The organism is Streptomyces sp. NPDC014995 (genome assembly GCF_043080745.1).
GTDB lineage: Bacteria > Actinomycetota > Actinomycetes > Streptomycetales > Streptomycetaceae > Streptomyces.
Window position 1 is genome coordinate 211,983 of the sequence record NZ_JBIBVX010000008.1, and the last position, 25,183, is coordinate 237,165.

Sequence of the window (25,183 nt, forward strand, 5' to 3'; positions counted from 1 at the left end):
GACGGAAGCGGACCGCCCCGGGGACACCCCACTCCAACACCCCGCCACGGCCCGGGAAGCCACCCCCCGGGTCACGCACCCGACCACCACGACCCCGACAACCCCGGCCCGGCCACCGACCGGGGACGGGCCCGCCCCGGCCCCGGCCCGGACGCCACCGGCCGGAGGCAGAACGGCCCCGGCCCCCACCGCCGGGGCACCGGCGGCGCCCGCCACCGCGACCTCGGCGACGCACCGCTCCACGGCCCCGGCGACGCATGCTCCCGCCGCCGCGGTCGCAGCCGACGCGGCGGGCGTCTCGGCGCCCTCGGGAGCCCAGCCGGCCGGGGCCGCCTCTGTGCCCCCGGCGGCGGCCACCGCAACGGTCCACGCGATGCCCGCCTCCGCAGCCCCGGCGACGCACGGTCCCGCCGCCGCGGTCGCAGCCGACGCGGCGGGCGTCTCGGCGCCCTCGACGCCCTCGGCGGCTCCGCCGGCCGCGGCCGCGCGGGAGGGCGGCGCGGACGCATCCGGCCGAAGGCCGGCACGCACCACGCCCGACGACCCGGCGGCCGCGGCAGTCCCGGCGGCCCCCCGGTCCCCCGCGCGGGCCGCGGTGCAGCGCCCGGTCTGGTTCGACGGCGCCGAAGCCGTCGGGGCCGCCGAGTCCGCCTTGCCACCCGAACCACCCGAACCGGCCGAACCGGCCGAACCGGCCGAGCAGACCGAGCAGACCGAGCAGACCGAGAAGACCGAGCCGGCGGCTTCCGGCCCCGTAGCCGAACTCACAGGAGGAGAACGCTCGATGGCAGCACCGCTGACCGGAGGGACGGCCCGGCAGGCGCCCGCCCCGGCGTCCCGGCCCGCGCGGAACGTGTCCCGCCACACCGTCGCCGTGCTCGGTGCGCACCTCGGTGGCGGGATGCTCGCCGCGGTGCTCGCCCGGGCCGGCGTCGACACCGTCCTCGTGGACTCGCCGCACGACGCCGAGGTCCCCGCCGGTGAGACCACGGTCCCGTACACCGCGGAGGTCTTCGAACTCCTCGCGCGCCGCTACGGCGTGCCGGAGCTGTCCACGCTCGGGCACTTCGGGCAACTGCCGGCGGAGGTGCGCACGACGTCCGGGGTGAAGCGGAGCATCGGCTTCGTGTACGCCCGCCCGGGCGCCCGCGTCCGGCCGCACCAGGTCGTGCAGTTCAACGTGCCGAGCGAGCACGGCGAGTCGCACCTGTACCGCCCGGACGTGGACGCCTGGGTGCACGGCCTGGCCGTCCGCTACGGGGCGAAGACGGCCCCCGGCCGTCCCGCCGTCACCGAAGTGACCGGCGAGGCGGGCGACTTCACCGTCGAGTTGGCCGACGGCGGCGCGGTCGGCGCCGCGTTCGTGGTCGACATGTCCGGCCCCGACGCCCCCCTGCTGGACCGCCTCGGCCCGGACCCGGCGCTGCGCCCGCTGCGCCACTCCACCCGGGTCCTCACCGCGCACCTGAGGGGCGTACGCCCCCTGGAGCAGCGCGTGGACCCCGGCGAGGGCGGCACGCCGTGGACGGGCGGCACCACCCAGGTGGTCTTCCCGGGCGGGTGGATCCAGCTGGTCCCGTTCGGCGAGGACCGCACCTCCGACACCGCGCTGACCAGCGTGGCGGTGAGCCTGGACGCCAAGCGGTGGCCGCAGCGCTCGGCGTCACCGGAGGAGGACTTCGAGCAGTTGGTGAGCCAGTTCCCAGACCTGGCCTGGCAGTTCGAGAAGGCGAGCGCCGTACGGCCGTGGACCGGCGCGGAGTCGTGGCAGTACGCGGCCAACGCGGCGGTCGGCGACGGGTTCGTCGTCCTCGACCGGTCCGCCGTACGCTGCGACTTCACGCTCTCCCGGGACGTCACCCTGACCGCCGAGCTGGTCCACGAGGCCGCCGCGCACATCATCGCGGCGGCACGCGACGGCGACTGGTCTGCGGCGCGGTTCCGGCCGCTGGAGACGTTCCAGGCGGGCCTGATCGAGCACGGGGAGCGGCTGCTGCGCACCGCGCTGACGGCGACGACCGACTTCCGGCTGTGGAACGCCTTCTGCCGGGTGTGGCTGCTGCACTCGATGTTCGCCGCCCTCTCGCTCAAGCGGGCCCGCAACGACGCGCTGGCCACCGGTGACCGGCCGGACCGGTGGAGGGAGTTGGGCAGGAACCGGGGTGCCGGGATGTGGTTCCCCGTCTACGCCGGTTTCGTCGCCCTCTTCGACGACACGGACCGGCTGCTGCGTCAGGTCGCGGATCAGCGGCTGGCCCCGGGCGCCGCGGCGGAGCGGATCTTCGGCCAATTGCGGAGCGCCGCGTTCGTGCCCCCGCTGTTCGGCTTCGGCGACCCGACCGACCGGTACTACAACTTCACGCCACTGAAACGCGTCAAGGTCCTGCTGTGGGCGAAGCGCAGGGCGCCGCACATGGTGCGACGGGTGCTCACGCCGGGGGCCACGGTGCTGCCGAGCACGGAGCGGTGAGGCCCGTGACCCGCTGAGGGGTTCCACGGGCCGGGGGGCCGCCGTCCGTACGCTCAGTCATGAGCGCGCGGGCGGCGGCCCCGTCGCACGTACCGGCGGGCGGGATCCGGCCAGCCGCCCCAGCACGCTTCCGGACACCCGCGCGCCGGCACCGGAATGCTCCCTACCGGGCAGTCGTCGCATGTGGGATGCTGATAGCGTTGATTTCCACGCACCGTGAATTCGAGGTCGGAGGGGGCCCATGAGTACCGAAGGCGGGATCCCCGACCCGCTGGACGCCGGCACCCGGAGTCGGAGGGCCGGCGGGCGCGGGCGGCGGCAGTCCCACGGCGGCGGGCGGCGGCCGGGGCAGAGCGACACCAGGGACCAGATCCTGAGCGCCGCGCTGGAACTCTTCGCCGCCAGGGGCTACTCGGGCACGACCATGCGCGCGATCGCCCGCGAGGCCCAGGTGGACCCCGCGCTCATCCATCACTTCTTCAGCAACAAGGAGGGGGTGTTCCGGGACGCGGTCTCCTCCCGCGTCGACGTGTCCGCCCTCTTCGACTCCCTCGCGGAGGAGGACGACCCGGACCGCGTGGCGAAGAGCCCCGGCGCATGGGTCGCCCGCACCTTCCTCTCCTTCTGGGAGGACGGCACGACCCGCCCGGCTCTGGTCGCGGTCTACCGCACGGGCCTCTCGGACGAGGCGGTCACCCAGACGTTCCGCAGGGACATCGAGGACGCCTTCGCCGCCTGCCTGCGCCGCATCGTCCCCGAACACCACGACCGCACCCCGGCGTTCGCCTCCCTGGTCTCCGCCCAGCTCGCCGGCCTGGTCATGCTCCGCTACGTCCTCGTCGTCGAACCCCTGGCCTCCCTCGACTTCGAAGAACTCATGGACTGGCTCACACCGTCCCTCGAGGTCCACTTCGAGCGCGCGGCGCAGGGGCAGGGGTAGGTGTAGAGGCAGGGGCAGGAAGAGCGACAGGGCCAGGGACAAGGACGGAGACAGGGAGACCGGGAGGGTACGGCGCCGGAACGCCGGAGGTCTCGCCCGCCCCGGGAGCGCGCACGACTGCGGAGCGCAACCCGCCCCGCAACGCCCGGTTTCCGCACGCCGGTCCCCGGAACGCCCGCGCCGATGGGGCGACCACGAGCGTCCCCTCGCCCCGGGGCCGCCCCGAACCGACGAACGCCGTCACCCGCCCCGGGGAGCACCCGTCGGCCGTGAGGCGTCCTCCGCCCCGGGAGCCTCCCGGGCCCGCGGACCCCCGTACTGCCGGGGCACGGCACCCGCCGCCCCGGAGTCCGCACGTGGCAGGGCGCCGCCGGCCCCGGAGTTCCCGCGCCGTCGTCCGCCGCCCCGCGCCCGCCGCAGCACACCGTGGGACCGCCTCGCACCCGCCTCTCCCCCACCGCCCTCCGCCCACCGCTGGTCTGCCTGTCCCGCGGCTGCGTGCCCCGCGGCCTCCCACCCGTCGGCTCCGCGCCCGGCCGTCTCCCACCCCTCGTCTTCGTGCGCCTCGGCCTCCCGGCTCCCCGCCGTCCGCGCCTCGGCCCCTCGTCCCTCCCTCTCCCTCTCCCTGTCCCTGTCCCGCTCCCGCTCCTCCTCCCTGTCCCTCTCCCGCCCCTCGGCCCGCGCCAGGTCGAGTACGCCGCGCCCGGCGGCCAGTGCGGCGACCAGGCCCGCGAGCGCGGTGCCCGGGTCCACGGGGTAGCGGTCGCCGAGGACCGCGCCGATGACCGCGGCGAACAGCGGGTTGACGAGGGTGACCGTGGCGAGGGGGGCCTCCAGGCCGCCGCGGTAGCCGAGTTGGCACAGGGCGAGGCCGGTCGGTGCGAGGCAGGCGACGCCGGCCAGGGTGAGGAGGGCAGACAGGGGCGTGCCCCCGCCGTCGCCGGCGAGTTCCCGTACGGCCGCCTGGGCCAGCGCCGACGCGGCCGCGAAGGCGACGCCGGCCGCCGCCGCGTACCACAGGCTGCGGGCCGTCGTCCGCCGGGCCGCGATGGCCGCCAGCGTCGTGACGCCCAGCGTGCCCGCGGTCAGCAGGACCGCCCCCAGCAGCTGAACCGGCTCCGGAGCGCGCCCCGAGCCGGTCGAGCGGGTCAGCACCAGCAGCCCCGCCACCCCGGCCACGGTCAGCGCGGTCCCGCGCCACTGCGCCCCACTCATCGGCCGTCGCAGCACAGCCGCGGACATCAGCGGCGCCGCGGCCAGCGTCAGCACACCCAGCATCTGCACGGCGACCAGGGAACCGTCACGCAGGGCCGCCGTGTGCAGCAGCGCACCCAGCGCGTTCAGCAGTACGGCGGCCCACCACACGCCGGAACGCCGGTACCCGGGGCCACCGGGCAGGGCGGCGCGTTCGGCCGCACCGCGCTGCGCCACAGCCGCGGCCGCGTACACGAGCGCCGAGACCGCGCCGAGCACCAGAACGGGAAACACGGGGCAGCGATGTCCTTTCACCGTGCCGGGCACGGCGGTTGGCGGGGACGGGCCGGTACCGGGAGAAGGCGGGAGGCGGGGACGGCCGCCGCGCCACGAACCGCAGCGGACCGGCCCACACTGCCCGCCTCCGGCAGCGAACGGTGCCGGAGTGCCCCGCCGACGAGGCACCCCGGCAGTGGTCACCGGCTCAGCCGCCGGCGGCATGCGTGCCGGTGATCACGCCCCACCCGGCACGTCCTGGACGTCCTCCGGGCGGACCCTCGGCAGGGCCAGGACCAGCAGGCAGGACAGGCCGAAGCAGCCGATCTGCCAGTACACGACCTGCTCGAAGCTGTCGGAGAAGTTGGCCTTGCGCGCCTCGGGCACCGCCCGGTCGAGCACCGCGGTCCGCACCTGCTCCTTCACCTCGGCCGGCATCGGACTGCCCGCGAGCTCCTTCTCGATGCGCGCACAGCTCTCCGGCGTCTCGGTGAGGTCCTTCTGGTTCATCCTGTCGTGGAAGCAGGTCTGGAACCCCTTGGTGATCTGCGCCTGCTGCTGCTCGGCCAGCCCGGCGGCCGCCAGGTCGGAGCGCAGCGCGGGCAGCGCCGACGCGCTGGCCCCGTCGGCGTTGGAGCCGAGCAGCCCGTAGAAGAGGATGCCCGCGACGGCGATGCCGATCGCGATGCCCACCTGCTGGACGGTGGCGAGCATCCCGGACGCCGAACCGGCCTCGCGCGAGCGGATGCCGGCGAGGATGATCCCGGTGCACGGCGCGAGGAAGAACCCGCCGCCGAGCCCCGCCACCATCAGCGCCGGGACGAGCTGGTAGCCGTGCAGGTCGGAGCCCGCCCAGTGCAGCGTGCCGATCACCCCCGCCATGCCGACCAGCAGCAGTCCCGTACCCAGCGCGAGCGTCTTGGTGCCGAGTTTGCGCACCACCGCCGCCGACCGCGCGGACCCGATCGCGATGAGCACGGCGAAGCCGAGGCTGACGGCACCGGCGGAGATCGGGGTGTAGCCGAAGCCGATCTGCAGGCTCATGAAGAACGTCATGAAGAAGGACGGGATGCCCGCGAAGAACACCACGCTGATGATGAGTCCGACGGTGAACGACCGCTCCCGGAACAGCCCGGTCGGCACCAGCGGCGACCGGTCGGCGAGCCTGGACAGTTTGTTCTCGTAGACGAAGAACTCGGCCAGCACCAGCGGGCTGAGCACCAGCAGGACGAGGCTCCAGCCCGGCCAGTCGTGCTCGCGGCCGATCACCAGCGGCAGGATCAGGCTGAACAGGCCCACGGTGAGGATCGCCGCACCGGTGACGTCGAGCCGCCGCGCGCCGGGCGCGGAGGACTCGGGGATCTTCGCCGCGCCGAGCAGCAGCGCGATGAACCCGACGGGCAGGTTGACGTAGAAGATGGACCGCCAGTCCATGCCCAGGATGTCCAGCTCGATGAGCCAGCCGCCCAGCACCGGCCCGAGCACGGTGCCCAGGCCGATCGAAGCGCCGTACATGGCCAGCGCCTTGGGGCGTTCCTTCGTCGAGAACGTGACCTGGATGATCGACAGCACCTGCGGGAACATCAGGCCCGAGCACATGCCCTGGAGCACCCGCGACACGATCAGGAAGGTCGAGGAGGGCGCCGCACCGCACAGCGCGGAGGCGATGGTGAAGCCCAGCATGCCGATCAGGAAGATCCTGCGCCGGCCGTAGATGTCACCGAGCCGGCCGCCGGTCACGAGGGTGCAGGCGAACGCCAGCGAGTAGACGGCGACGACCAGTTGGATCTCGGCGAACGTGGCGCCGAGGTCGCTCTGCAGCGAGGGCAGGGCCACCATCGTGATGGTCGTGTCCAGCATCTGCATGAAGATCGCGGACAGCGTGACCGCGAGGACCAGCCAGCGAGCGGTGTGGGCCGCAGCCGGACCGGCCGAAGTGCCGGGCGGGGCAGTCGCCTTCGCGCCCACGTCGATCGAATCCATGTTTCCTCCTTGGGTCGACTGCCATGCGACAGCACCCTCCGGCTATTTCATTCTCCAATGAAGTCTACGAGTACTGAATTCTTTGCCGCAAGCCGCGGTGCCCTGGTTCCGGACAGCGGCACTCCACCCAAGGGCACACGAAGAGCGGGAAGTTGACCTGCGGCAAGGCAGGCGGAAGGGTCACCGCGCCCGGCCCCGCCGGGTGCGATGACGAACGGACGAACGGGCGACGGACGCGCACGAAGACGCGCCCACGCCCGCGGGTCACCCGGTCAGTCGCCCGTCCGCGCCCCCAGCAGCGCGGCCACCGCCGGCACGAGCGCGGCGATCATCCGGTCACCGCCGTCCTTCGCCAGCTCGGGTTCGAGCAGGCCCATGTGACGGGAGGTCATGACACCGATGAACAGGCTGCTGATCAGCCAGATCCGCATCTCGTCGCCCCCGGCGCCTTCCACGCCGTCGGGCAGCAGGGCACGGCTCATCCGCTCCCGTGCGACGGGCAGGTCGAGCACCGAGCGCAGCACGCCGAGGATGCGCCGCCCCTGGACGGGGTCGTCCCAGTCCGCGACGGCATGGCGCAGCAGCCACTCGGCCGCCTCGGCGTCACGCCGCTGCAGCGCCTCCCGCAGCACTTCGGCGGGGCGCACGGTGTCCGCGACGACCGCGGCGTAGAGGGCCTCCTTGGAGGCGAAGTAGTGCGGAACGAGCGCCGGATCGCAGCCCGCGTCGGCGGCGATGGCGCGAATGGAGGTGTTGCGGTAGCCCAGTTCGGCGAAGAGACCCGCCGCGGACCGCATGATGGTCTGGCGGGTGTCGGACATGCCTCTAGCTTCTGCCACAGCGGAACTTCCTCTCGTTCCCGAGTCCCCCGCAGGACGCGCTCGCGCCCGGCATCGGCAGGGAATCCGCGGCGCGGAGCTGTGCGCCGCGACCCTTCCGACAGAAATTCACCTTGGCGTGAAGTCTACGGTCAGTGACTTCTCGGGTCAAAGCTTTGACGCACCACCGGGGCCCCGAACCACCGCCGTCAGCAGGCTTTTTACCGCTGAGGCAAGGTGCGCGACACGCCGCACCGGGGAGCCGAACGAGCCGACGGGTGACCCCGCCCAGACAATTCAACACCCATTGAAATCATCTCGGGATCCCCCTACGCTCACCACGGGCGCCCCACCTCCGTACCAGTGACGACCGCGCAGCCGCGACCGCGCACGCGCATCCCGCCCCCAGGAGAGGCACTTGCCGATGACGTATCAGACAGAGCAGCTCGGCCGGGTCGTCATTCGCTTCTCGGGCGACTCCGGCGACGGCATGCAGTTGACGGGAGACCTGTTCACGTCGGAGACGGCGTCGTTCGGCAACGACGTGGCGACCCTGCCGAACTTCCCCGCCGAGATCCGCGCCCCCGCCGGGACCCTGCCCGGCGTCTCCTCGTTCCAGCTGCACTTCGCCGACCACGACATCCTCACCCCGGGCGACGCCCCGGACGTGCTCGTCGCGATGAACCCGGCGGCCCTGAGGGCCAACCTCGCCGACGTGCCGCGCGGTGGCGAGGTCATCGTCAACACCGACGAGTTCACCGACCGCGCCGTACGGAAGGCCGGCTACACCGGCTCACCGCTGGAGGACGGCTCGCTCGACGGCTACCGGGTGCACGCCGTGCCGCTGACCACTCTCACGGTCGAGGCGCTGAAGGATTTCGACCTCAGCCGCAGGGAGGCCGAGCGCAGCAAGAACATGTTCGCGCTGGGCCTGTTGAGCTGGATGTACCACCGGCCGACGGAGGGCACCGAGAGGTTCCTGACGTCGAAGTTCGCGAAGAGGCCGGACATCGCGGCCGCCAACATCGCCGCCTTCCGCGCCGGCTGGAACTTCGGCGAGACTACCGAGGACTTCGCCGTTTCCTACGAGGTGGCCCCGGCGGCGCAGGCCTTCCCGGCCGGCACCTACCGGAACATCTCCGGGAACCTCGCCCTGGCCTACGGCCTGGTCACCGCCGCCCACCAGGCGGATCTGCCGCTGTTCCTGGGCTCGTACCCGATCACTCCGGCCTCGGACATCCTGCACGAGCTGAGCAGGCACAAGAACTTCGGTGTGCGGACCTTCCAGGCCGAGGACGAGATCGCCGCGGTGTGCGCGGCCCTCGGTGCCGCGTTCGGCGGGTCGCTCGCCGTGACGACGACGTCGGGACCGGGCGTCACCATCAAACAGGAGACCATCGGCCTCGCGGTATCGCTCGAACTGCCCCTGCTGGTGGTCGACATCCAGCGCGGCGGCCCGTCGACCGGGCTGCCGACCAAGACCGAGCAGGCCGACCTGTTGCAGGTCATGTACGGCCGCAACGGCGAGGCCCCGGTCCCCGTGATCGCGGCGAGGACCCCGGCCGACTGCTTCGACGCCGCCCTGGAGGCCGCCCGCATCGCGCTCGCCTACCGCACCCCGGTGTTCCTGCTGTCCGACGGCTACCTCGCCAACGGCTCCGAGCCCTGGCGCATCCCGCACCTCGACGAACTCCCGGACCTGCGCGTGCGGTTCGCGCAGGGCCCGAACCACGTGCTCGACGACGGCACCGAGGTCTTCCGGCCGTACCAGCGCGACCCGCGGACCCTGGCCCGGCCCTGGGCGGTCCCGGGCACACCGGGCCTGGAGCACCGCATCGGCGGCATCGAGAAGCAGGACGGCACCGGCGACATCTCCTACGACCCCGCCAACCACGAGTTCATGGTGCGCACCCGCCAGGCCAAGATCGACGGCATCGACGTTGCGGACGTCGAGGTCGACGACCCCGACGGCGCGCGGACGCTGGTGCTGGGCTGGGGATCGACCTACGGACCCGTCACCGCCGCCGTACGACGGCTGCGCGCGGCCGGGGAGTCGATCGCGCAGGCCCATCTGCGCCACCTCAACCCCTTCCCGCACAACCTCGGAGAGGTCCTCGGACGTTTCGACCGGGTGGTCGTCCCCGAGATGAACCTCGGCCAGCTGGCCGGTCTCGTCCGGGCGAAGTACGCGGTCGCCGCGGAGTCGTACACCCAGGTCAACGGCATGCCGTTCAAGGCGGAACAGCTCGCGCAGGCTCTCAAGGAGGCCCTCCATGCCCACTGAGGCACTCACCCTCGTGCCCAAGGCCGAGGCCAGGCAGTCCATGAAGGACTTCAAGTCCGACCAGGAAGTGCGCTGGTGCCCCGGCTGCGGTGACTACGCGATCCTGGCGGCCGTCCAGGGATTCATGCCGGAGCTGGGCCTGGCCAGGGAGAACATCGTCTTCGTCTCCGGCATCGGCTGCTCCTCGCGCTTCCCGTACTACATGAACACCTACGGCATGCACTCCATCCACGGCCGGGCACCCGCCATCGCCACGGGCCTGGCCGCCTCCCGGCGCGACCTGAGCGTGTGGGTGGTGACCGGGGACGGCGACGCGCTGTCCATCGGCGGCAACCACCTCATCCACGCCCTGCGCCGCAACGTGAACCTGAAGATCCTGCTGTTCAACAACCGCATCTACGGCCTCACCAAGGGCCAGTACTCCCCCACCTCCGAGGTCGGCAAGATCACCAAGTCCACGCCCATGGGCTCACTGGACGCCCCCTTCAACCCCGTCTCCCTCGCCATCGGCGCCGAGGCGTCCTTCGTGGCGCGCACGATCGACTCCGACCGCAAGCACCTGACGGAGGTACTGCGCCAGGCCGCCGCCCACCCGGGCACGGCACTGATCGAGATCTACCAGAACTGCAACATCTTCAACGACGGCGCCTTCGAGGCACTCAAGGACAAGCAGACGGCCGAGGAAGCGGTGATCCGGCTGGAACACGGACGGCCCATCCGCTTCGGAAGCGACCTGTCCAAGGGCGTCGTACGGGACACGACCACCGGCGACCTGAAAGTCGTCACCGTGACCGCGGAGAACGAGGCCGAGGTGCTCGTCCACGACGCGCACTCCCCGTCCCCCACCACCGCCTTCGCCCTGTCCCGGCTGGCCGACCCCGACACCCTGCACAACACCCCGATCGGCGTCTTCCGCTCCGTCGAACGGCCCGTCTACGACACCCAGATGGCCGAGCAACTGGACACCGCGATCGAACAGCGCGGCAAGGGCGACCTGGCCGCCCTGCTCACCGGCGGGGACACCTGGACCGTGGAGGGTCGGTCATGACCTACGTCATCGCACAGCCCTGCGTCGACCTCAAGGACAAGGCGTGTGTCGACGAATGCCCCGTCGACTGCATCTACGAGGGCGCCCGCAAGATGTACATCAACCCCGACGAGTGCGTGGACTGCGGTGCCTGCGAGCCCGTGTGCCCCGTCGAGGCGATCTTCTTCGAGGACGACCTGCCGGAGGACTGGACGGCCTTCGGCCGGGCGGACACGGAGTTCTTCGCCGACCTGGGCACGCCCGGGGGCGCGGCCGGGGTGGGCCCCGTAGACCACGACCACCCGGTCGTCACCGACCTGCCGGTGCCGGCGCCGTCCTGAGGTGGGGGTGGGCGCCTGGGGGTGGGAGCCCAGGGGCGGGTGAGCCGGGAGTGGGCGTCGGAGGACGCCCGCCCGGCGGTGGGCGCCGGGGGCGCCTGGGTCCGGCAGCCCGGAGCCCGGGGGCGGGAGCCCGCAGCCGGAAGCGTGGGGCGGGCACCCGGGCCCGCCCCACCCGGCATCCCGGAACCGAGCCGGAGCCCAGGGGGCGGGAGCCGGGACCCGGAAGCCCCGAGCCGGTGCGGAAACCCAGAACCGGGGCCGGGGCCGGGGCCAGAAGGCCGGGAGCGGGAGCCCGGTGTCCGGGTCCGGAGCCGGACACCAAGAGTCCGCTGCCGGACGTGCGCAGGCGGGGAGGCGGGGCTACACGTCCAGGTCGACGACGACCGGGGCGTGGTCCGAGGCGCCCTTGCCCTTGCGCTCCTCGCGGTCGACGTAGGAGTCCTTCACGGCCTTGGCGAACGGCGCGTTGCCGTAGACCAGGTCGATGCGCATGCCGCGGTTCTTGGGGAAGCAGAGCTGGCGGTAGTCCCAGTAGGTGAAGGGGTGCTCGTACTTCAGGGGGCGCGGGACCACATCGGACAGGCCGGCCCCGCGCAGGGAGGCGAGGGCGGCGCGCTCGGCGGGCGTGACGTGGGTGGAGCCCTCGAAGGCGGCCGCGTCGTAGACGTCGTCGTCCGTCGGCGCCACGTTGTAGTCGCCCATCACGGCGAAGGGGCGGCTGCCCGCCGCGTCTCCGGCGACGGCGGCCTGCAAGGCCTCGAACCACTGGAGCTTGTAGGCGTAGTGCGGGTGGTCCACCTCGCGGCCGTTCGGCACGTACACCGACCAGACGCGGACCGGGCCGCAGGTCGCGGAGATCGCGCGCGGCTCGGTGGCGCCCTCGTAGCCGGGATCGCCGGGCAGGCCCTTGACCACGTCCTCGATGCCGACGCGGGAGAGCACCGCCACGCCGTTCCACCGGCCGGTCGCGTGGACCGCCGCCTCGTAGCCCAGCTCACGCAGCTGGTCGAACGGGAACTGCTCCTCGGCGACCTTGGCCTCCTGGAGGCAGAGCACGTCGGTGCCACTGCTCTCCAGCCAGGCCAGAAGCCTCGGCAGGCGGGCGGTGATCGAGTTCACGTTCCAGGTCGCGATGCGCATGCCTCACAACCTACCCGGCCCCTCTGACAACGCTTCCGTCAGACCTCCGCGGAGGCTCCCGACGCCAGCCGGCCGTGCTGCGCCCCGCCCAGGTTGCCGAGGTGCGTGTCGTAGATGGGGCGGGCGAGGTCGGTGAGGAGGGCGTCGTGGATGTCGTAGACCCGCTGGGGTTCGACCTCGCGCACGTACTCGATGACCTCGGCGATCTTGCTCCACGGGGCCTGGACGGGGGCCAGCAGGGTCTGCACCGGGTGGTCGGGGACGGTGAGGGCGTCGCCGGGGTGGAAGACGCGGCCGCCGTCGATGAGGTAGCCGACGTTGGTGATGCGCGGGAGGTCGGGGTGGATCACGGCGTGCAGCTCGCCGTGGACCTGGACGTCGAAACCGGCGGCGGTGAAGGTGTCGCCGTGGCCGACGGTGTGGACGCGGCCCGGGAAGGCGGCCGCGATCTTCTCGGCGACGGACTTGAGGGTCCAGATCTCGGCGGCCGGGTTGGCCTCCATGGCCGCCCGCAGCCGGGCCTCGTCGAAGTGGTCGGGGTGCTCGTGCGTGACGAGGAGGGCGTCCGCGCCGAGCGCGGCGTCCTCCTCGGTGAATCCGCCAGGGTCGAGGACGAGCGTGCGCCCGTCCTTCTCCAGGCGGACACAGGCGTGCGACTTCTTCGTGAGCTTCATGACCGTCATGGCCCCATCCTGCCCCCGCCGCCAACCGGGCTCATTCGGTGGGAGTCGTCTCCTCGCGGATGACCTGCTGCGCCACCCGGAAGGCGCTGTTCGCCGCCGGTACGCCGCAGTAGACCGCCGCCTGGAGCAGCACCTCCTTGATCTCGTCCGGGGTGAGGCCGTTGCGCAGGGCGGCGCGCGTGTGGAAGGCGAGCTCCTCCAGGTGGCCGCCGGCGACCAGCGCGGTGAGCGTCACGCAGGACCGCGAGCGCCGGTCGAGGCCGGGGCGGTCCCAGATCTCGCCCCAGGCGTAACGGGTGATGAACTCCTGGAAGTCGCCCGAGAAGTCGTCGGCCTGCGCCAGGGCCCGGTCCACATGGGCGTCGCCGAGCACCTCGCGGCGCACCTTCAGCCCGGCGTCGTACGGGTCGGGGCGTCCCATGACCTGCGGCGGGACGACCGGGGCGGCGGGCGCGATCTCGGCGATGGGCACGGACTGCGGGGGCGCCGCCAGGACGGGCTTGAGGGCGACGCCGGGGACGGCGGTCTGGCCCGTGCTGTGGTCGTAGGCGGGCTGCCAGGCGGTGGAGAAGTGCCGGACCAGCAGGTCGGTGACGGCGGCGGGCTGCTCCACCGGGACCAGGTGGGAGGCCCCGGGGACGACGGCGAGGCGGGCGTCCGGGATGCCGGCGACCAGTGTCCGCGCCTCGGCGGGACCGGTCACCTGGTCGTCCGAGCCGACGAGGACCAGGGTCGGCACGCCGACGCGGCCGAGTTCGGCGCGCACGTCGAACGCGGCGAGCGCCTCGCAGGCCGCGATGTAGCAGCCGGGGTCGGTGGTGCGCACCATCTGCACGGCCCAGTCGGTGATCGCGGGCTGCGCCGCCGCGAAGCCGCTGGTGAACCAGCGGTCGGGCGAGGTGCGGGCGATGGGATCGAGGCCGTTGGTGCGGACGATCACGCCTCTCTGCCGGAACTCGTCCGCCGTGCCGAAACGCGGCGAGGCCGCGATCAGCGCGAGGGAGGCCACGCGCTCGGGGTGGCGCAGGGCCAGTTCGACACCGACCGCGCCGCCGAACGCGCAGCCCGCGTAGCCGAAGCGCTGCACGCCGAGCGCGTCGAGCGTGGCGAGCAGCCGGGTGGCGAGGTCGGCGACGGAGCCCGCCGGATGGGCGGGTGCACCGCCGTGGCCGGGCAGGTCGAAGCGGAAGATCCGCCACTGCTGGGCGAGCTCGGGGACCTGGCGGTCCCACATGTGCCATGTGGTACCCAGGGAGGGACCCAGGATCAGGACGGGAGCCTCTTCTGGCCCGTCAAAGCGGTATTGCAGGGTGTTCGACGGTGTCTCACTCACGCCTCAGACCCTCTCACGTATCACGGACGCCCCTATAACAGGGGGTTGGTAGACACCGTCCTGACCAGGTTGAAGACCTCGCGGGCGGCATATCGCTCGAGGCATCGGATGATCTCACGTCGGGTCTTGCCCTCCTGGGTGTGGCGTTCGTCGTACGCCTGGGTGCGCGGGTCGTGGCGCAGCCGGGTGAACACGATGCGGTGCAGGGCGGCGTTCGCCTGCCGGTCGCCGCCGTGGTTGAGCCGACGCGAGGTCCGGCGGCCTGAGGAGTACTCGATGGGACTGACGCACGGCGGCCCCCGAGCTCGCCACTCGCACAGAGCAAGGCGGCCTTCGAAACCGGGCAGGCGAACTCTTCTGCCAGCCTCTTCTGCCAGCGTGGGCACGACTCCCTCCAGCAGCCGTTCGCTGACTCCTCCGACCGCGGCTCCGGTGCGGTGGAAGGAGGCCGCGCGCTCCAGCGTCGTGACCTGTTTTCCAGGCCGGTCATCAGGCCGGCGAGCGCGGCGCCGACCACGACGGCCCTGCCCTGACTCTCCTGTCGCTGGACGGCCCCTTCTGCTGCACGCGGCTTCGTCGGCATGGTGATCCTTCCCGGACGATGCGATGTGTCTTCGCCCATTACTGCGGTGCGGCGACAGCCGGAACCCGCAGAGTGGGGCACTCGACAAGACGTCGGTCGGCCCGGTTGGGGGAGTCCCTGCCGGGAGGGGTACTGACAGGGACCCCCACCAGCCGCCTCGTCTTCCTACGCTGGATTCATGGACAACCGGGCCGAAGTCAGCGCATTCCTCAGATCCCGCCGCGACAAGATCACGCCTGAGCGGGCGGGCCTGCCGGTGTACGGGCAGCGCCGGGTGCCCGGGCTGCGCCGCGGCGAGGTCGCGACGCTCGCCGGAGTCAGCGTCGAGTACTACACGCGCCTGGAGCGCGGCAACCTCGGCGGTGTCTCCGACAGCGTCCTGGACGCACTCGCCCGGGCCCTGCGCCTCAACGACATCGAGCGCGATCACCTGTACGCGCTGGCGCGCGCGGCCAACACTGGCCCGGCCGGCATCCGGCGCCGCCAGAAGAAGGCGGTCGTGCGGCCGAGCGTGCTGCGCCTCATCGAGGGCCTGCACGACCAGCCGGCGTACCTGCGCAACAACCGCATGGACATCCTGGCGGCCAATCCGCTTGCTCGCGCCCTGCACTGCGAGGTGTTCGAGGTGGAGCCGGTCAACACCTGCCGGTTCGCCTTCCTGGACCCCCGGGCCACCCGGTTCTATGCCGACTGGGAGCGTGTGGCCCGGGGGGCTGTGGGTGTGCTGCGGGTCGAGGTCGCCAAGCACCCCTACGACCGTGAGCTGTCGAACCTGATCGGTGAGCTGTCCACCCGCAGTGACGCCTTCCGCACCATGTGGGGCGCCCACGACGTGCACGTCTACACCGACGGAACGAAGCGGTTCCGGCATCCGGCGGTGGGCGAACTGGAGCTGGTCCACGAGATGCTGGACCTGCCCGGTGAGAACGGGTTGTCCATCACCGTCTACAGCGCCGATCCCGGCACACCGGCCGCGGACGCCCTGCAGCTCCTGGCCAGCTGGGCAGCCACCCAGGACCAGGACCAGGCCGCCGCGCCAACCGAGGGCGAGCGCTGAGGCCGGCTCCGGCTACCTCCACGCGCGCCGGTCGGCAATCCGGCACGCGATGACTGATCACCGCACACCACGCCAAGGCCCAGGTCTTGGACCTGGGCCTTCACGCTGGAACGGGCGCCGGGAATCGCGCTCTCAGCCTGGGAAATGACGGCGCCCGCGTACCCGCATCAGTCCGTGGGCTGTGGGTGCATCGCTTCAGGCGCTCTTGTGGTGGTGGCTCATATCTCCGATGCCGTCGCTGTGAACTGTCCTGGAGACGAAGTGCCATTCGCCGTCGGTCTGGGCGAAGGTGTCCTCGTAGCGGCCCTGGTAGATGGGCTGGAGGGGGAAGCCCTCTGCGACCTGAAAGCTGACCACATAGGACATGCTGCGCGCGGTCAGACCGTCGTCGGCGACATCGGTGATGAGGTTGCCGACCATGTGGCGGGTGCCCAGTTTGTCGCCATACACGATGATGGGCTCTTCCAGGGCGGCAAGATGCTCGGCCTTACCGTGACAGACGATTTCCGGGGAGAGCTGCCACCTCGCGTTCTCGAACAGCGACGCCGCGCCTTCGAGGTCGGCGCCGTCGAGCCGGTGACAGTAGGTGTAGATCAGGCGGGCGATCTGGTGTTCGGCCTCGCGGCGGTCTTCACGGGAGATCATGTCGTTCGCTCCTTGATTCGTAGGGGTTGGGATGCCTTGGCATGCAGGTGGTTGCGGATCAGCAGTGCCCGGGGGTCTGGGGCGTGAGCAGGCGTCCGAGGTTGATGGTTGCGCGCTGGAGTTTCGCGTCGTGGGGCGCGTTGAGGCCGGCGTTGGTGATGTACAGCCGGTTCCCGCTCACCGCTGTGGAGGTGGGCGAGGCGAGTCCGTTCGCAGTAGTCAGTGCGGTCTTGGTGGTGCCGTTGGGGTAGACCACGGTGATCTTGTCTGCCGGGTCGTTCTGTGCGGCGAACACCACATCGGAGTGCTCGTTGAGGAAGCTGAAGTCGTCGACGTTGGCGAGGGCCCTGGTCACGGTGTGGATCCGGCCGGGGGTGCCGCCGGCGGTGACCGGGATCTTCGACAGCATCCCCTTGTTGAAGATGGTGAACCAGACGGCGCCGTTGTGGAAACGCAGGCCGTTCACGCCCAGCTTGAGGGTGGCATCCGGGTCGAAGGCCAGGGCCGGGTCGGTCAGCCAGGCGGTCGCCCGGCCCCCGGAGGCGGGCACGGCCCAGATGGTGCTCTTGAGGCTGTCGGCGATGTACAGGGTCCGGCCGGCCGTATCGAGGGCCAGGCCGTTGGGGAGCCCGTCGGCGGGCAGCGCGGCCAGCCGCTGGGGGCTGCCGCCGACGGGCAGCTTCCACACGCCGGAGCGGGAGGCGTTCTCGGACTGCACGTTGTAGTAGACGGTGCCGTCCCTGCCGCGTGTGTTGCCGGTGATGAGATCGCCCGCATGGCCGGTCGCCAGCGTGGTGCGGTGGCCGGATGGCGTGAGCTTCACCAGTGTCGGCGCCTTGTTGGCCACGGATCCCAGCATGGAGAGCGTCACCGTGTTGTCCGGGTTGACGGTGATGTTCTCGGGCGCGGCGCCGGAGGCGTAGTCGAACGCGGACACGGTCTTCACCTGGGTGACGACCGGCTGTGCCGGTGCGTGCCCGGTGCTGGCGGATGCAGACGGGACCGAGATGAGGGTGGCGGCCGTCACGGCGACCGCGGCGGCACAGGTGGTGAACCGCTCGTTCACGGAAATGACTCCTGGTCAGGGGCTTTTGGGGGCCAGCGGCCTGGCAACAGTTTTCAGGGCTTGGGCCGGTATCACCCGGCTTCAAGGCCGGCTTGCGCGCCCTCGCCGCTGTGCTGCACGGTCACTGCGTTCGCAGGTCAGCAGGGCGTCCATGTGGTCGATGTGCCAGGACGTTGCGTAGGTGTCGGTCCGGCTCGGGAGCCTGGCCGGAGGTTGCGGTCAACTGCCCGAGCCGCTGAGGCGGAAATCGGGGTCGGGACCACGCGTACCTCGCTGTCGATCGCGTCAGTTCTCGCTGCGCTCGACGCCGGAAGCGGCGATGCCCTCGCCAACCTCCCTCTCGTGGCCGTAGGCGCGGCGGTGTCGATCAGGCGGTAGCCCTGCTGCAACGTGCTCGCCACCGCGGGGTGGTCTCCTCGGGCGTGCTCCGGAAGACGCCGAGGCCGAGCGCGGGCATGTCGATGCCGTTGTTCAGCTCGATCAGCGGATTCTTGCCAGTCATGGTGATCCTTCACTTCAGACAGACCGTTCGATGCCGGGAACCGGCCGGCCCGGGCCGCCCCGCGGCGGGGCACTCATCCATGCAATCGGAAGCGCGTCTGAGGTGGGAGTCTTCGCTGTGAGGGGTACCAGCAGGGACCCCCAGCAGGCTGCATCAAGTCTCCGCTCTGGCTGCCGAGTTCGGCACCGAGCGGATCCTCTACGGCAGCGACTACTGCTGGACCCCGGTGCCCGGCCCTTCGCTGCGGCCGAGTGCCAGTCGCTCTACGTCGTCGGGGCAAGCGCCCCCCGCCGACCGCAGCGCGGTCGGCGGCGGCCGAGCCGATCGCCCCGCCGGTGAAGTCGCACGCCCCGAAGGCCGTGTTGAGGCGGGAGCGGGCCTCAGGAGCGAGGACGAACAGGCGTACCCGGTTGAGGATGTTGAGGTCCTGGATGCCGATGTCGAGCAGGACGATTGCGAGGAGCAGGAACACCACCGAGCCGCCGTCGCCTGCGACACCTGCCAGCACGAAGGCTGCAAGCACCAGTGCTCAGCCCGCCCAAGTCGCGGGCAGCCACCAGCCGCGGTGGTGCAGCACCGATGACGAAGACCGAATAGTCGAACGGCGGTGCGCTGAGCAGGAACGTGAGAGCTGTCCAGAACATCGTGAACACACCGAACACGATCGCCCCCAGGACCGGTCGGAAGTGGTGGCTGGTCGGCTTACGTACGCTGCGCAGGCTGGGATCCCTGGGTGAGGATGCCGTGCTCGGCGTCCGCCTGCTGCACCTCGGGCTGGGCGAAGTAGGGGTGCAAGCCCAGCCCACCGCGGTGCTTGACGCCGGCCTGTGCGGCGGGGGCGAGGGTCGGTTCGGTGACGGGGACGCAGCCGAGTGCCTGGTCGATCGCGGTCAGCAGGTCGTCGGACAGCTCCAGGCCGGAGGCGGCGGCGTTGGCGTGGACCTGTTCGGGGCGGGAGGCGCCGGTGATTGCGGAGGCGACTTCACGGCGGCGCAGGACCCGGGCGAGCGCCAGGGTGGGCATGCTCATCCCGGCCTCCTCGGCGATGGGGACGAGGCGTTGAACCGCTTCGAGGATGGCGTCGCTGTAGACGAGGTCCTGGGAGACCGCCATGTCCGCGGACGCGAACCGGCTTCCCTCCGGTACGGGCCGGCCCGGCTTGTACTTGCCGGTGAGGACGCCCTGGGCGAGGGGTGACCAGACGATCTGGGAGATGCCGTTCGCGGCGCAGAGGTCGAAGAGACCTCGGCCTCGGGGGCCTGCCACAGCATGGAGTACTGCGGCTGGGAGGAGACGAACAGGTCGGGTCCGGCGATGTGGATTCCGGCCTGGATCTGCTCGGGGGTCCACTCGCTGAAGCCGAGGTAGCGGGCCTTGCCCTGCTCGACGACCTTCTGGAACGCCTCGATGGTGTCCTCGATCGGGACGGCGGGGTCGAAGCGGTGCGCCTGGTACAGGTCGACGTGGTCGGTCTTCAGGCGGGCGAGGGAGGCGTCGATCTGCTTCGCGATCTGCGCCGCGGACAGGCCCCGGTCGGCCGGGGCGTCCGACATCGGGCCCCAGACCTTGGTGGCAAGGACGTACGAGTCGCGGGGGTGGGCGGAGAGGATCTCGCCCCACGCCGCCTCGGCGGCTCCTCGGCCGTAGGCGTTGGCGGTGTCGAAGAAGGTGATGCCCGCGTCGAAGGCGGCCTCGGTGCAGGCGCGGGTCGCGTCCGCCTCGATGCCGCCGGCGTAGGTGAGCCAGGAGCCGAGGGAGATCTCGGAGACCTCCAGGTCCGAGCTGCCGAGCTTGCGATACCGCACGTTGCTCCTTTGGGTGAACGGGTGACGGGTGTCCGGTCAGCGCCGGCGGGCCGCCGGCTCCAGGGCGGGGTTGACGAAGCTGGTGTCGGCCGGGTTGATGACCGTGCCGGGGGTGACGATCTCGTCGATGCGGTCCAGGACCGGCGGGTCCAGGGTCACGTCGGCTGCGGGCAGTTGCGTCTCCAGGTGCTCCAGGGTGCGCGGGCCGATGAGGACCGAGACGATCGCGGGATGGCTGAGCGCGAACGCGATGGCCATCTCGATCAGCGTCATGCCGTTGTCCTCGGCCAGGTGGGCCAGGGCTTCGGTGGCCTCCAGCTTTCGCTGGTTGACCGGCAGGGACATGTCGAAGCGGTCGGCCAGCCGCTGCCGGGCCGGCGACGGGGTGGGCAGGTCGGCGTCCTGGCGCCACTTGCCGGAGAGCCAGCCGCCGGCAAGCGGGCTGTAGGTGATCACGCCCATGCCGTGGCGTGCCGCGGTGGGCAGTACGTCGGCCTCGATGCCGCGCACCAGCATGGAGTACGGCGCCTGCTCGCACACGAACCGCTCCAGCCGCCGGTCGTGGGCGGCCCACTGGGCCTCGACGATCTGGCTGCCGGGAAAGGTGGAGGAGCCGAGGTAGCGGACCTTGCCCTGGCGCACCAGGTCCGTCAGCGCGCCCAGAGTCTCTTCGATGTCGGTGTCGGGCGAGGGCCGATGCACCTGGTAAAGGTCGATGTAGTCGGTGCCCAGCCGGCGCAGCGAGTCCTCGACGGCGCGCATGATCCAACGGCGGGAGTTGCCGCGTCGGTTGGGGTCGTCGCCCATCGGGCTGTGGAACTTGGTGGCCAGGACGATGTCGTCACGGCGTCCCTTGATCGCCCGTCCGACGATCTCCTCGGACTCGCCCTGGGAGTAGACGTCGGCGGTGTCGATGAAGTTGATGCCGGCGTCCAGGGCGCGGTTGATCGTCCGGTTGGCTTCGTCGTGGTCGGGGTTGCCCCACGGGCCGAACATCATCGAGCCCAGGCACAGCTTGCTGACGGACAGGCCGGTACGGCCGAGCAGACGGTGTTCCACGAACATCTCCAAGGGTCGTGTCCGGGTGCAGCGGAGTCGTTCGGGCTCCGCCACATTCCATGGAATCAGCACCCCTGTCCCTCAGACAGTCACTCTTGTCAGGGGTAAGGACAGGGACCCCTTCGTGCCGAATACGTAGGTGAGTACACGGTGCGAAGGGGTACTGAGCCGACCGGCCGCAGCGGCGAGTGCGGGCAGCCTGTGATGGCAGAAGCGGCCCTGGGCGGCGAATGAAAGCGTCGGCATTGAGGCCGGGGACGGCTCCAGGACCAGGCCAGGAGCCTGGGGGGAGGGATGCGGGCCTGGTGCTACCGCTCGGTGTCCGACCGCACGACTGCCCCTATGACGGGGGGCCTGACTGTGTCGGCCTGATCAGGCGGAAGACTTCCCGGGTGGCGTAGCGGTTGAGGCATCGGACGATTTCGCGTCGGGTCTTGCTCTCCTTGATGCGGCGTTCGTAGTAGTCCTGGGTGCGCATGTCGAAGCGAGTGAGAAATTCACCTCGGGGCAGGCAGCCGGCACAGGCGATCACCACGCCGGGGCAAAGGCGACGGCACACACGGAGCGCGCGGCGGACAGCGACTCCTGCAAGCCGGCCACCATGCAGGCGAAGCTGGTGCCCCGCCAACCGGCACACCGCGTCATCCCGAAGGAATGCGAAACTCGAATTCGGGACGGTCCCACGGCACGGCGGGCGGGTTCGCGAACGCGGTCCCGGTCCGCACCGCACCGACGCGGTGGTAGAAGCCCTCGGCGGGAAGGTGCGACACGACCTTGAGACGGTCGATCCCGGCGGCACGGGCCTCGGACTGCATGTGCGCGACGAGTAGCCGTCCAATACCCCGTCCTTGCGCTTCGTCGGCGACGAACAGCAGGTCGAGCTCCGGTGGAGCGAGGACGAGCGAGTAGAACCCGAGGACCCGGCCTCCGTGCTCGTCGGAGCCGACGGCCACAAAGGCGCGGTGGGCCTCGATGTAATCAGGACCGACCCGGTAGCCCGCGACTGCGGCCGCGTACTTACCCTCGTAGGCGCCTGAGCCACGCACGAGCCGCGTGAGCCGTTTGGCATCCCCCGCGACGGCCCTCCGTATCGTGATCGGCTGACTGCTCGGGGAAGTGCGTGAACTCATCCGGAGAGTATCTCCCACCGGGGAGTGCCTTCGTGCGGCGGGTCGGCTGCTCGCGCAGGCGCTCTCGCACCGCTCCCGGGAAAGGCGAGGGCGTCGGCCTCGGCAGGCCAAGTGACCGGCGTCCGCGTAGGCCGACAGGTCACCGGCGGCCACGATCAACCCCGCAAAAGCCCCGTCGGGACGGTTCCCGACAGGGCTCCGCCGTATCACCGGCGCTCTCACGCACGTCTCACGAACAGGGTCGACGCTCCCGGACCACAAGACCTTGACCTGCGCGTATACGCTTCACGTGGACCACCTGGACCGCACAAGACGCGATCTACAACCTGTGCCAGGTGGTTCCGAGCGAGGGGCCCGGGATCAGGACCGGGGCGTCGTCCGGGCCGTCGAAGCGGTACTGGAGGGCAGGGGTCTTCGTCTCACTCACCGCTCCACGCTGACCGCCCTTTCTCACGTCGCGGTCACGGGACCCCGGGTCTTCCCCCACGGACCCCCGACATCATCGGCGAACTCTCACACGGCCTTCACCGGATGCGGTGATCCCGGCCGGGGGCGGACGGCTCGCCGGGGGGTTTGGTCAGAGGTCGTCGCCGGGGCCGCCCAGGCCCGTCAGCGCGCCCACCGGGTCGGGGTCGGGGGTGCCGCGCGGCCACCAGTCGTCGTGGCCCGGCTCCGACTCGTACGCGTACCACAGCCCGTCGCGGCCGAGGCGGAGCTGGACATGACCGCGGGGGTGCGTGAGGTGGTTGCGCCAGGGACGGAAGGCGGGGAGGTCGGCGGCGAGGAGGAGAGGGCGGGCCCGGTCGAAGCGGCCGGCCGGCGGGTCCCAGGACTCCTCCAGGACGGCCAGCCCGTCCGGGCCGCCCTGGCGCCAGGCCGCGACCGCGCGCGCCAGCTCGGCCGGCGTGCGGCCGGCTGCCGTGGCGAGGGAGGCGTAGAGGGCGCGGGTGCCGGCGGTGAGGCCGGAGCCGGGACGGGAGGCGGCGATGCGTACGGCGTCCTGCCAGAGGGTCAGCTCCCCGATCTCGTCGTGGCCGGTGGTCAGCAGGGCGTGGGCGCGGGCGGCCGCGTCGGTCGCGAGCTGGTCCAGCGCGAAGGAGTCGGGGCCGTGCGGGACGGCCGGGTACGCCGGGGGCTGCCCGGGGTGCGGCGGCGCGGGCAACGGGGCGGGAAGGGGCGGGAGTACGCGTGCGGCGGCGAGGACCTCTGTGGCCCGGACACCGGGAAGGGGTTCCGGCTCCTGCTCCTGGGCGGCGCGGGCCGCGCGGGTGGCGTTACGACGGGACAGCGCGTCCAGCAGTTCACGCTCGCCCCGGCCGCGCAGCAGGAGCAGCACGAAGGGGTCGGCGTCGAGCAGTCGCGCGGTCTGGTAGCAGAGGGCGGCGGCGTGCTTGCAGGGGTGGCCCCGGTCGGGGCAACTGCAGTGCGGCTCCAGATCGCCGGGGCCGGGGAGCAACGGAACCCCGCACTCGGCGAGCGACTCGGGCATCTCCTTGTCGAGCAGCGCGGCGATGTGCCCGGGACGCTCCACGGCCGCCTCCAGGAAGCGCTCCCAGTCGTCGTCGCCGAGGGTGCGCAGCCGTACCTGTACGCGGTACGGGCGGGGACGGCTGCCCTGCACGTACGCCAGGACGAGCCCCGGGGTGACGGTGATGGCGTCCACGTTTCCCTGCTCGGCGTACCCCCGGCCACGCACCAGACGCTTGGCGTCCAACGCCCCCTCCTCCAACGCGCTGACCCAGGCATTGCCCCACCACGTCTCAGCGAACCCGCCCCCCTCACCGACCCCCCGCGCCGGAAAGGCGGAAAAGGTACGGCGATGATCACCGTCCCGGGAGGGGGCAGCCATGGAACGGGGGGTGCGGGCGGGGGTGGACGACGGCCCGGGGGTGGTCGGCGGCCCGGGGGTGGGAGTGGTCGGCGGCGCGGAGGTGGGAGTGGTCGGCGGCGCGGAGGTGGCCGCAGGCCCGGGGGTCGCCCCAGCGCCGGACGCAGCCGTAAGCCCGGAGGCAGCCGAAGACCTGGAACCGGCCGAAGCACTGGAGGCAGCCACAGGCCCCGAAGCCGCCCGAGCACCGGAGCCCGCCGCAGGCTCAGAGGGAGCCGGAGACCCGGAACCGACCGCCGGACCAGAGGTAACCGTGGATCCGGGCGTGGCCGGGGATCCGGAGCCGACCGGACGCTCGGGGACGGCCGGAGATTCCAGGCCGGCCGCACGCTCGGGGACGGCCGGAGATCCGGAGGCGGCCGCAGGCCCCCAGGTAGCCACAGGCTCGGAGGCGGCCGCGGACCCACGCGTGGCCGCAGGCTCGGAGGTGGCCGCAGGCTCGGAGGTGGCCGCGGCCCCGGGCGTAGCCGTAGCCCCAGGCACAGCCACAGTCCCTGGGTCAACCGTGGCCCCGGGGACCGCCGCAGCGCCGGACATCGCCGCAGGACCGGACAAGGACTCGGGGCCGGACGAGGACTCAGGCCCCGACGAGGACTCAGGCCCCGACGAGGCCACACGCCCAGGCACACCCGTCCGCCCGGGCACACCCGCCCGCCCCGGCACACCCGCACGCCCGGACGAGGCCGCACGCTCAGGCGCGCCCGCAGCCCCAGACGTGGGATCGGCGGCCGGGGTTCGTGAACTCCCCTGGGGCGCGGTCGGGTCGTCCCGGTCGGTCTCGTCGGAGGCGGTCGTCTCCTCCGGTGGCATGGGGAAGGCGTCCGCCAGGAAGCTCCGTAGGTGACGGGCGCGGTCGTCGGTGACACGGTCGCCCGTGCGGCCGGGGCGCCGGGCGGCAGCGGAGCGTGGGCCCGTGCGGAGGGGTCGGCGGACGGTCTCGTCTCCGGACTCCTCGGGCC

19 protein-coding genes and 2 pseudogenes are annotated in these 25,183 nt (G+C 71.9%); 6 read left to right on the top strand and 15 right to left on the bottom strand.

What is annotated here, in order from left to right; all coding sequences use genetic code 11:
• Window positions 1-373: 373 nt before the first annotated feature.
• Both ACF1A1_RS18360 and ACF1A1_RS18365 read left to right on the top strand, forming a co-directional pair.
• On the top strand, window positions 374-2,470 hold the full coding sequence (locus ACF1A1_RS18360; RefSeq protein WP_392000963.1) for an NAD(P)/FAD-dependent oxidoreductase: 2,097 nt from the start codon (window positions 374-376) through the stop codon (window positions 2,468-2,470).
• 241 nt (window positions 2,471-2,711) lie between these two features.
• Entirely contained in the window at window positions 2,712-3,410 is a 699-nt protein-coding gene (locus ACF1A1_RS18365) for a TetR/AcrR family transcriptional regulator (RefSeq protein ID WP_392000965.1), read from the top strand.
• Window positions 3,411-3,650: 240 nt separating this feature from the next.
• Here ACF1A1_RS18365 and ACF1A1_RS18370 read toward each other — a convergent pair whose 3' ends face one another.
• The 3 genes from ACF1A1_RS18370 to ACF1A1_RS18380 all read right to left on the bottom strand — a co-directional run bounded on the left by ACF1A1_RS18370 (window position 3,651) and on the right by ACF1A1_RS18380 (window position 7,684).
• Window positions 3,651-4,898: a hypothetical protein gene (locus ACF1A1_RS18370; RefSeq protein WP_392000967.1), complete on the bottom strand. Its 1,248-nt coding sequence runs from the start codon at window positions 4,896-4,898 to the stop codon at window positions 3,651-3,653.
• 219 nt (window positions 4,899-5,117) lie between these two features.
• Window positions 5,118-6,863 (bottom strand): MFS transporter, encoded by a 1,746-nt coding sequence (locus tag ACF1A1_RS18375; protein WP_392000968.1) that lies wholly within the window; start codon window positions 6,861-6,863, stop codon window positions 5,118-5,120.
• Between the two features lie 272 nt (window positions 6,864-7,135).
• Window positions 7,136-7,684, bottom strand: a complete 549-nt coding sequence (locus ACF1A1_RS18380) for a TetR/AcrR family transcriptional regulator (protein WP_392000969.1) — start codon at window positions 7,682-7,684, stop codon at window positions 7,136-7,138.
• Window positions 7,685-8,105: 421 nt separating this feature from the next.
• Here ACF1A1_RS18380 and ACF1A1_RS18385 point away from each other — a divergent pair, with 421 nt between their 5' ends.
• The 3 genes from ACF1A1_RS18385 to fdxA are packed head-to-tail and all read left to right on the top strand — an operon-like array spanning window position 8,106 to window position 11,333.
• Complete coding sequence (locus ACF1A1_RS18385) at window positions 8,106-9,965, top strand: 2-oxoacid:acceptor oxidoreductase subunit alpha (RefSeq protein ID WP_392000971.1); 1,860 nt, start codon at window positions 8,106-8,108, stop codon at window positions 9,963-9,965.
• Complete coding sequence (locus ACF1A1_RS18390; RefSeq protein WP_392000972.1) at window positions 9,955-11,013, top strand: 2-oxoacid:ferredoxin oxidoreductase subunit beta; 1,059 nt, start codon at window positions 9,955-9,957, stop codon at window positions 11,011-11,013. The genes ACF1A1_RS18385 and ACF1A1_RS18390 overlap by 11 nt, the downstream gene beginning before the upstream one ends.
• Complete coding sequence (fdxA, locus tag ACF1A1_RS18395) at window positions 11,010-11,333, top strand: ferredoxin (RefSeq protein ID WP_392000974.1); 324 nt, start codon at window positions 11,010-11,012, stop codon at window positions 11,331-11,333. Before ACF1A1_RS18390 ends, fdxA begins: the two co-directional genes overlap by 4 nt.
• A gap of 360 nt (window positions 11,334-11,693) precedes the next feature.
• Here fdxA and ACF1A1_RS18400 read toward each other — a convergent pair whose 3' ends face one another.
• From ACF1A1_RS18400 to ACF1A1_RS18415, 4 genes are read right to left on the bottom strand one after another with little or no spacing between them, the layout of a single operon-like run.
• On the bottom strand, window positions 11,694-12,473 hold the full coding sequence (locus tag ACF1A1_RS18400; protein WP_392000975.1) for an exodeoxyribonuclease III: 780 nt from the start codon (window positions 12,471-12,473) through the stop codon (window positions 11,694-11,696).
• Window positions 12,474-12,511: 38 nt separating this feature from the next.
• Window positions 12,512-13,147, bottom strand: coding sequence for an MBL fold metallo-hydrolase (locus ACF1A1_RS18405; protein WP_392001143.1), 636 nt, complete (start codon window positions 13,145-13,147; stop codon window positions 12,512-12,514).
• Between the two features lie 40 nt (window positions 13,148-13,187).
• Window positions 13,188-14,489, bottom strand: coding sequence for a 4-carboxymuconolactone decarboxylase (gene pcaC, locus ACF1A1_RS18410; RefSeq protein WP_392000977.1), 1,302 nt, complete (start codon window positions 14,487-14,489; stop codon window positions 13,188-13,190).
• 32 nt (window positions 14,490-14,521) lie between these two features.
• Window positions 14,522-14,875 carry a transposase gene (locus tag ACF1A1_RS18415; protein ID WP_392000979.1) on the bottom strand — a complete coding sequence of 118 codons (354 nt, stop codon included), beginning with the start codon at window positions 14,873-14,875 and terminating at the stop codon, window positions 14,522-14,524.
• 375 nt (window positions 14,876-15,250) lie between these two features.
• Here ACF1A1_RS18415 and ACF1A1_RS18420 point away from each other — a divergent pair, with 375 nt between their 5' ends.
• Window positions 15,251-16,129, top strand: coding sequence for a helix-turn-helix transcriptional regulator (locus tag ACF1A1_RS18420; protein ID WP_392000981.1), 879 nt, complete (start codon window positions 15,251-15,253; stop codon window positions 16,127-16,129).
• 195 nt (window positions 16,130-16,324) lie between these two features.
• On the opposite strand, the gene ACF1A1_RS18425 is transcribed toward ACF1A1_RS18420, so the two are convergent.
• The 8 genes and pseudogenes from ACF1A1_RS18425 to ACF1A1_RS18460 form a co-directional block, all read right to left on the bottom strand.
• Window positions 16,325-16,774 (bottom strand): nuclear transport factor 2 family protein, encoded by a 450-nt coding sequence (locus ACF1A1_RS18425; protein ID WP_392000982.1) that lies wholly within the window; start codon window positions 16,772-16,774, stop codon window positions 16,325-16,327.
• Window positions 16,775-16,832: 58 nt separating this feature from the next.
• Complete coding sequence (locus ACF1A1_RS18430) at window positions 16,833-17,840, bottom strand: SMP-30/gluconolactonase/LRE family protein (protein WP_392000983.1); 1,008 nt, start codon at window positions 17,838-17,840, stop codon at window positions 16,833-16,835.
• 291 nt (window positions 17,841-18,131) lie between these two features.
• Window positions 18,132-18,342 (bottom strand): annotated as a pseudogene (locus ACF1A1_RS18435) (aldo/keto reductase); the annotation flags it as partial.
• A gap of 702 nt (window positions 18,343-19,044) precedes the next feature.
• Window positions 19,045-19,692: an aldo/keto reductase gene (locus ACF1A1_RS18440; RefSeq protein WP_392000984.1), complete on the bottom strand. Its 648-nt coding sequence runs from the start codon at window positions 19,690-19,692 to the stop codon at window positions 19,045-19,047.
• Window positions 19,644-20,147, bottom strand: a pseudogene (locus tag ACF1A1_RS18445) (aldo/keto reductase); the annotation flags it as partial. The pseudogene ACF1A1_RS18445 and the gene ACF1A1_RS18440, both read right to left, overlap by 49 nt.
• A gap of 36 nt (window positions 20,148-20,183) precedes the next feature.
• On the bottom strand, window positions 20,184-21,206 hold the full coding sequence (locus ACF1A1_RS18450) for an aldo/keto reductase (protein ID WP_392000985.1): 1,023 nt from the start codon (window positions 21,204-21,206) through the stop codon (window positions 20,184-20,186).
• Window positions 21,207-21,847: 641 nt separating this feature from the next.
• Window positions 21,848-22,336, bottom strand: coding sequence for a GNAT family N-acetyltransferase (locus ACF1A1_RS18455; protein WP_392000986.1), 489 nt, complete (start codon window positions 22,334-22,336; stop codon window positions 21,848-21,850).
• 577 nt (window positions 22,337-22,913) lie between these two features.
• The gene (locus tag ACF1A1_RS18460; RefSeq protein WP_392001145.1) at window positions 22,914-25,034 is read right to left on the bottom strand and encodes an SWIM zinc finger family protein; all 2,121 of its coding nucleotides are present in this window, start codon (window positions 25,032-25,034) and stop codon (window positions 22,914-22,916) included.
• Window positions 25,035-25,183 lie beyond the last annotated feature (149 nt).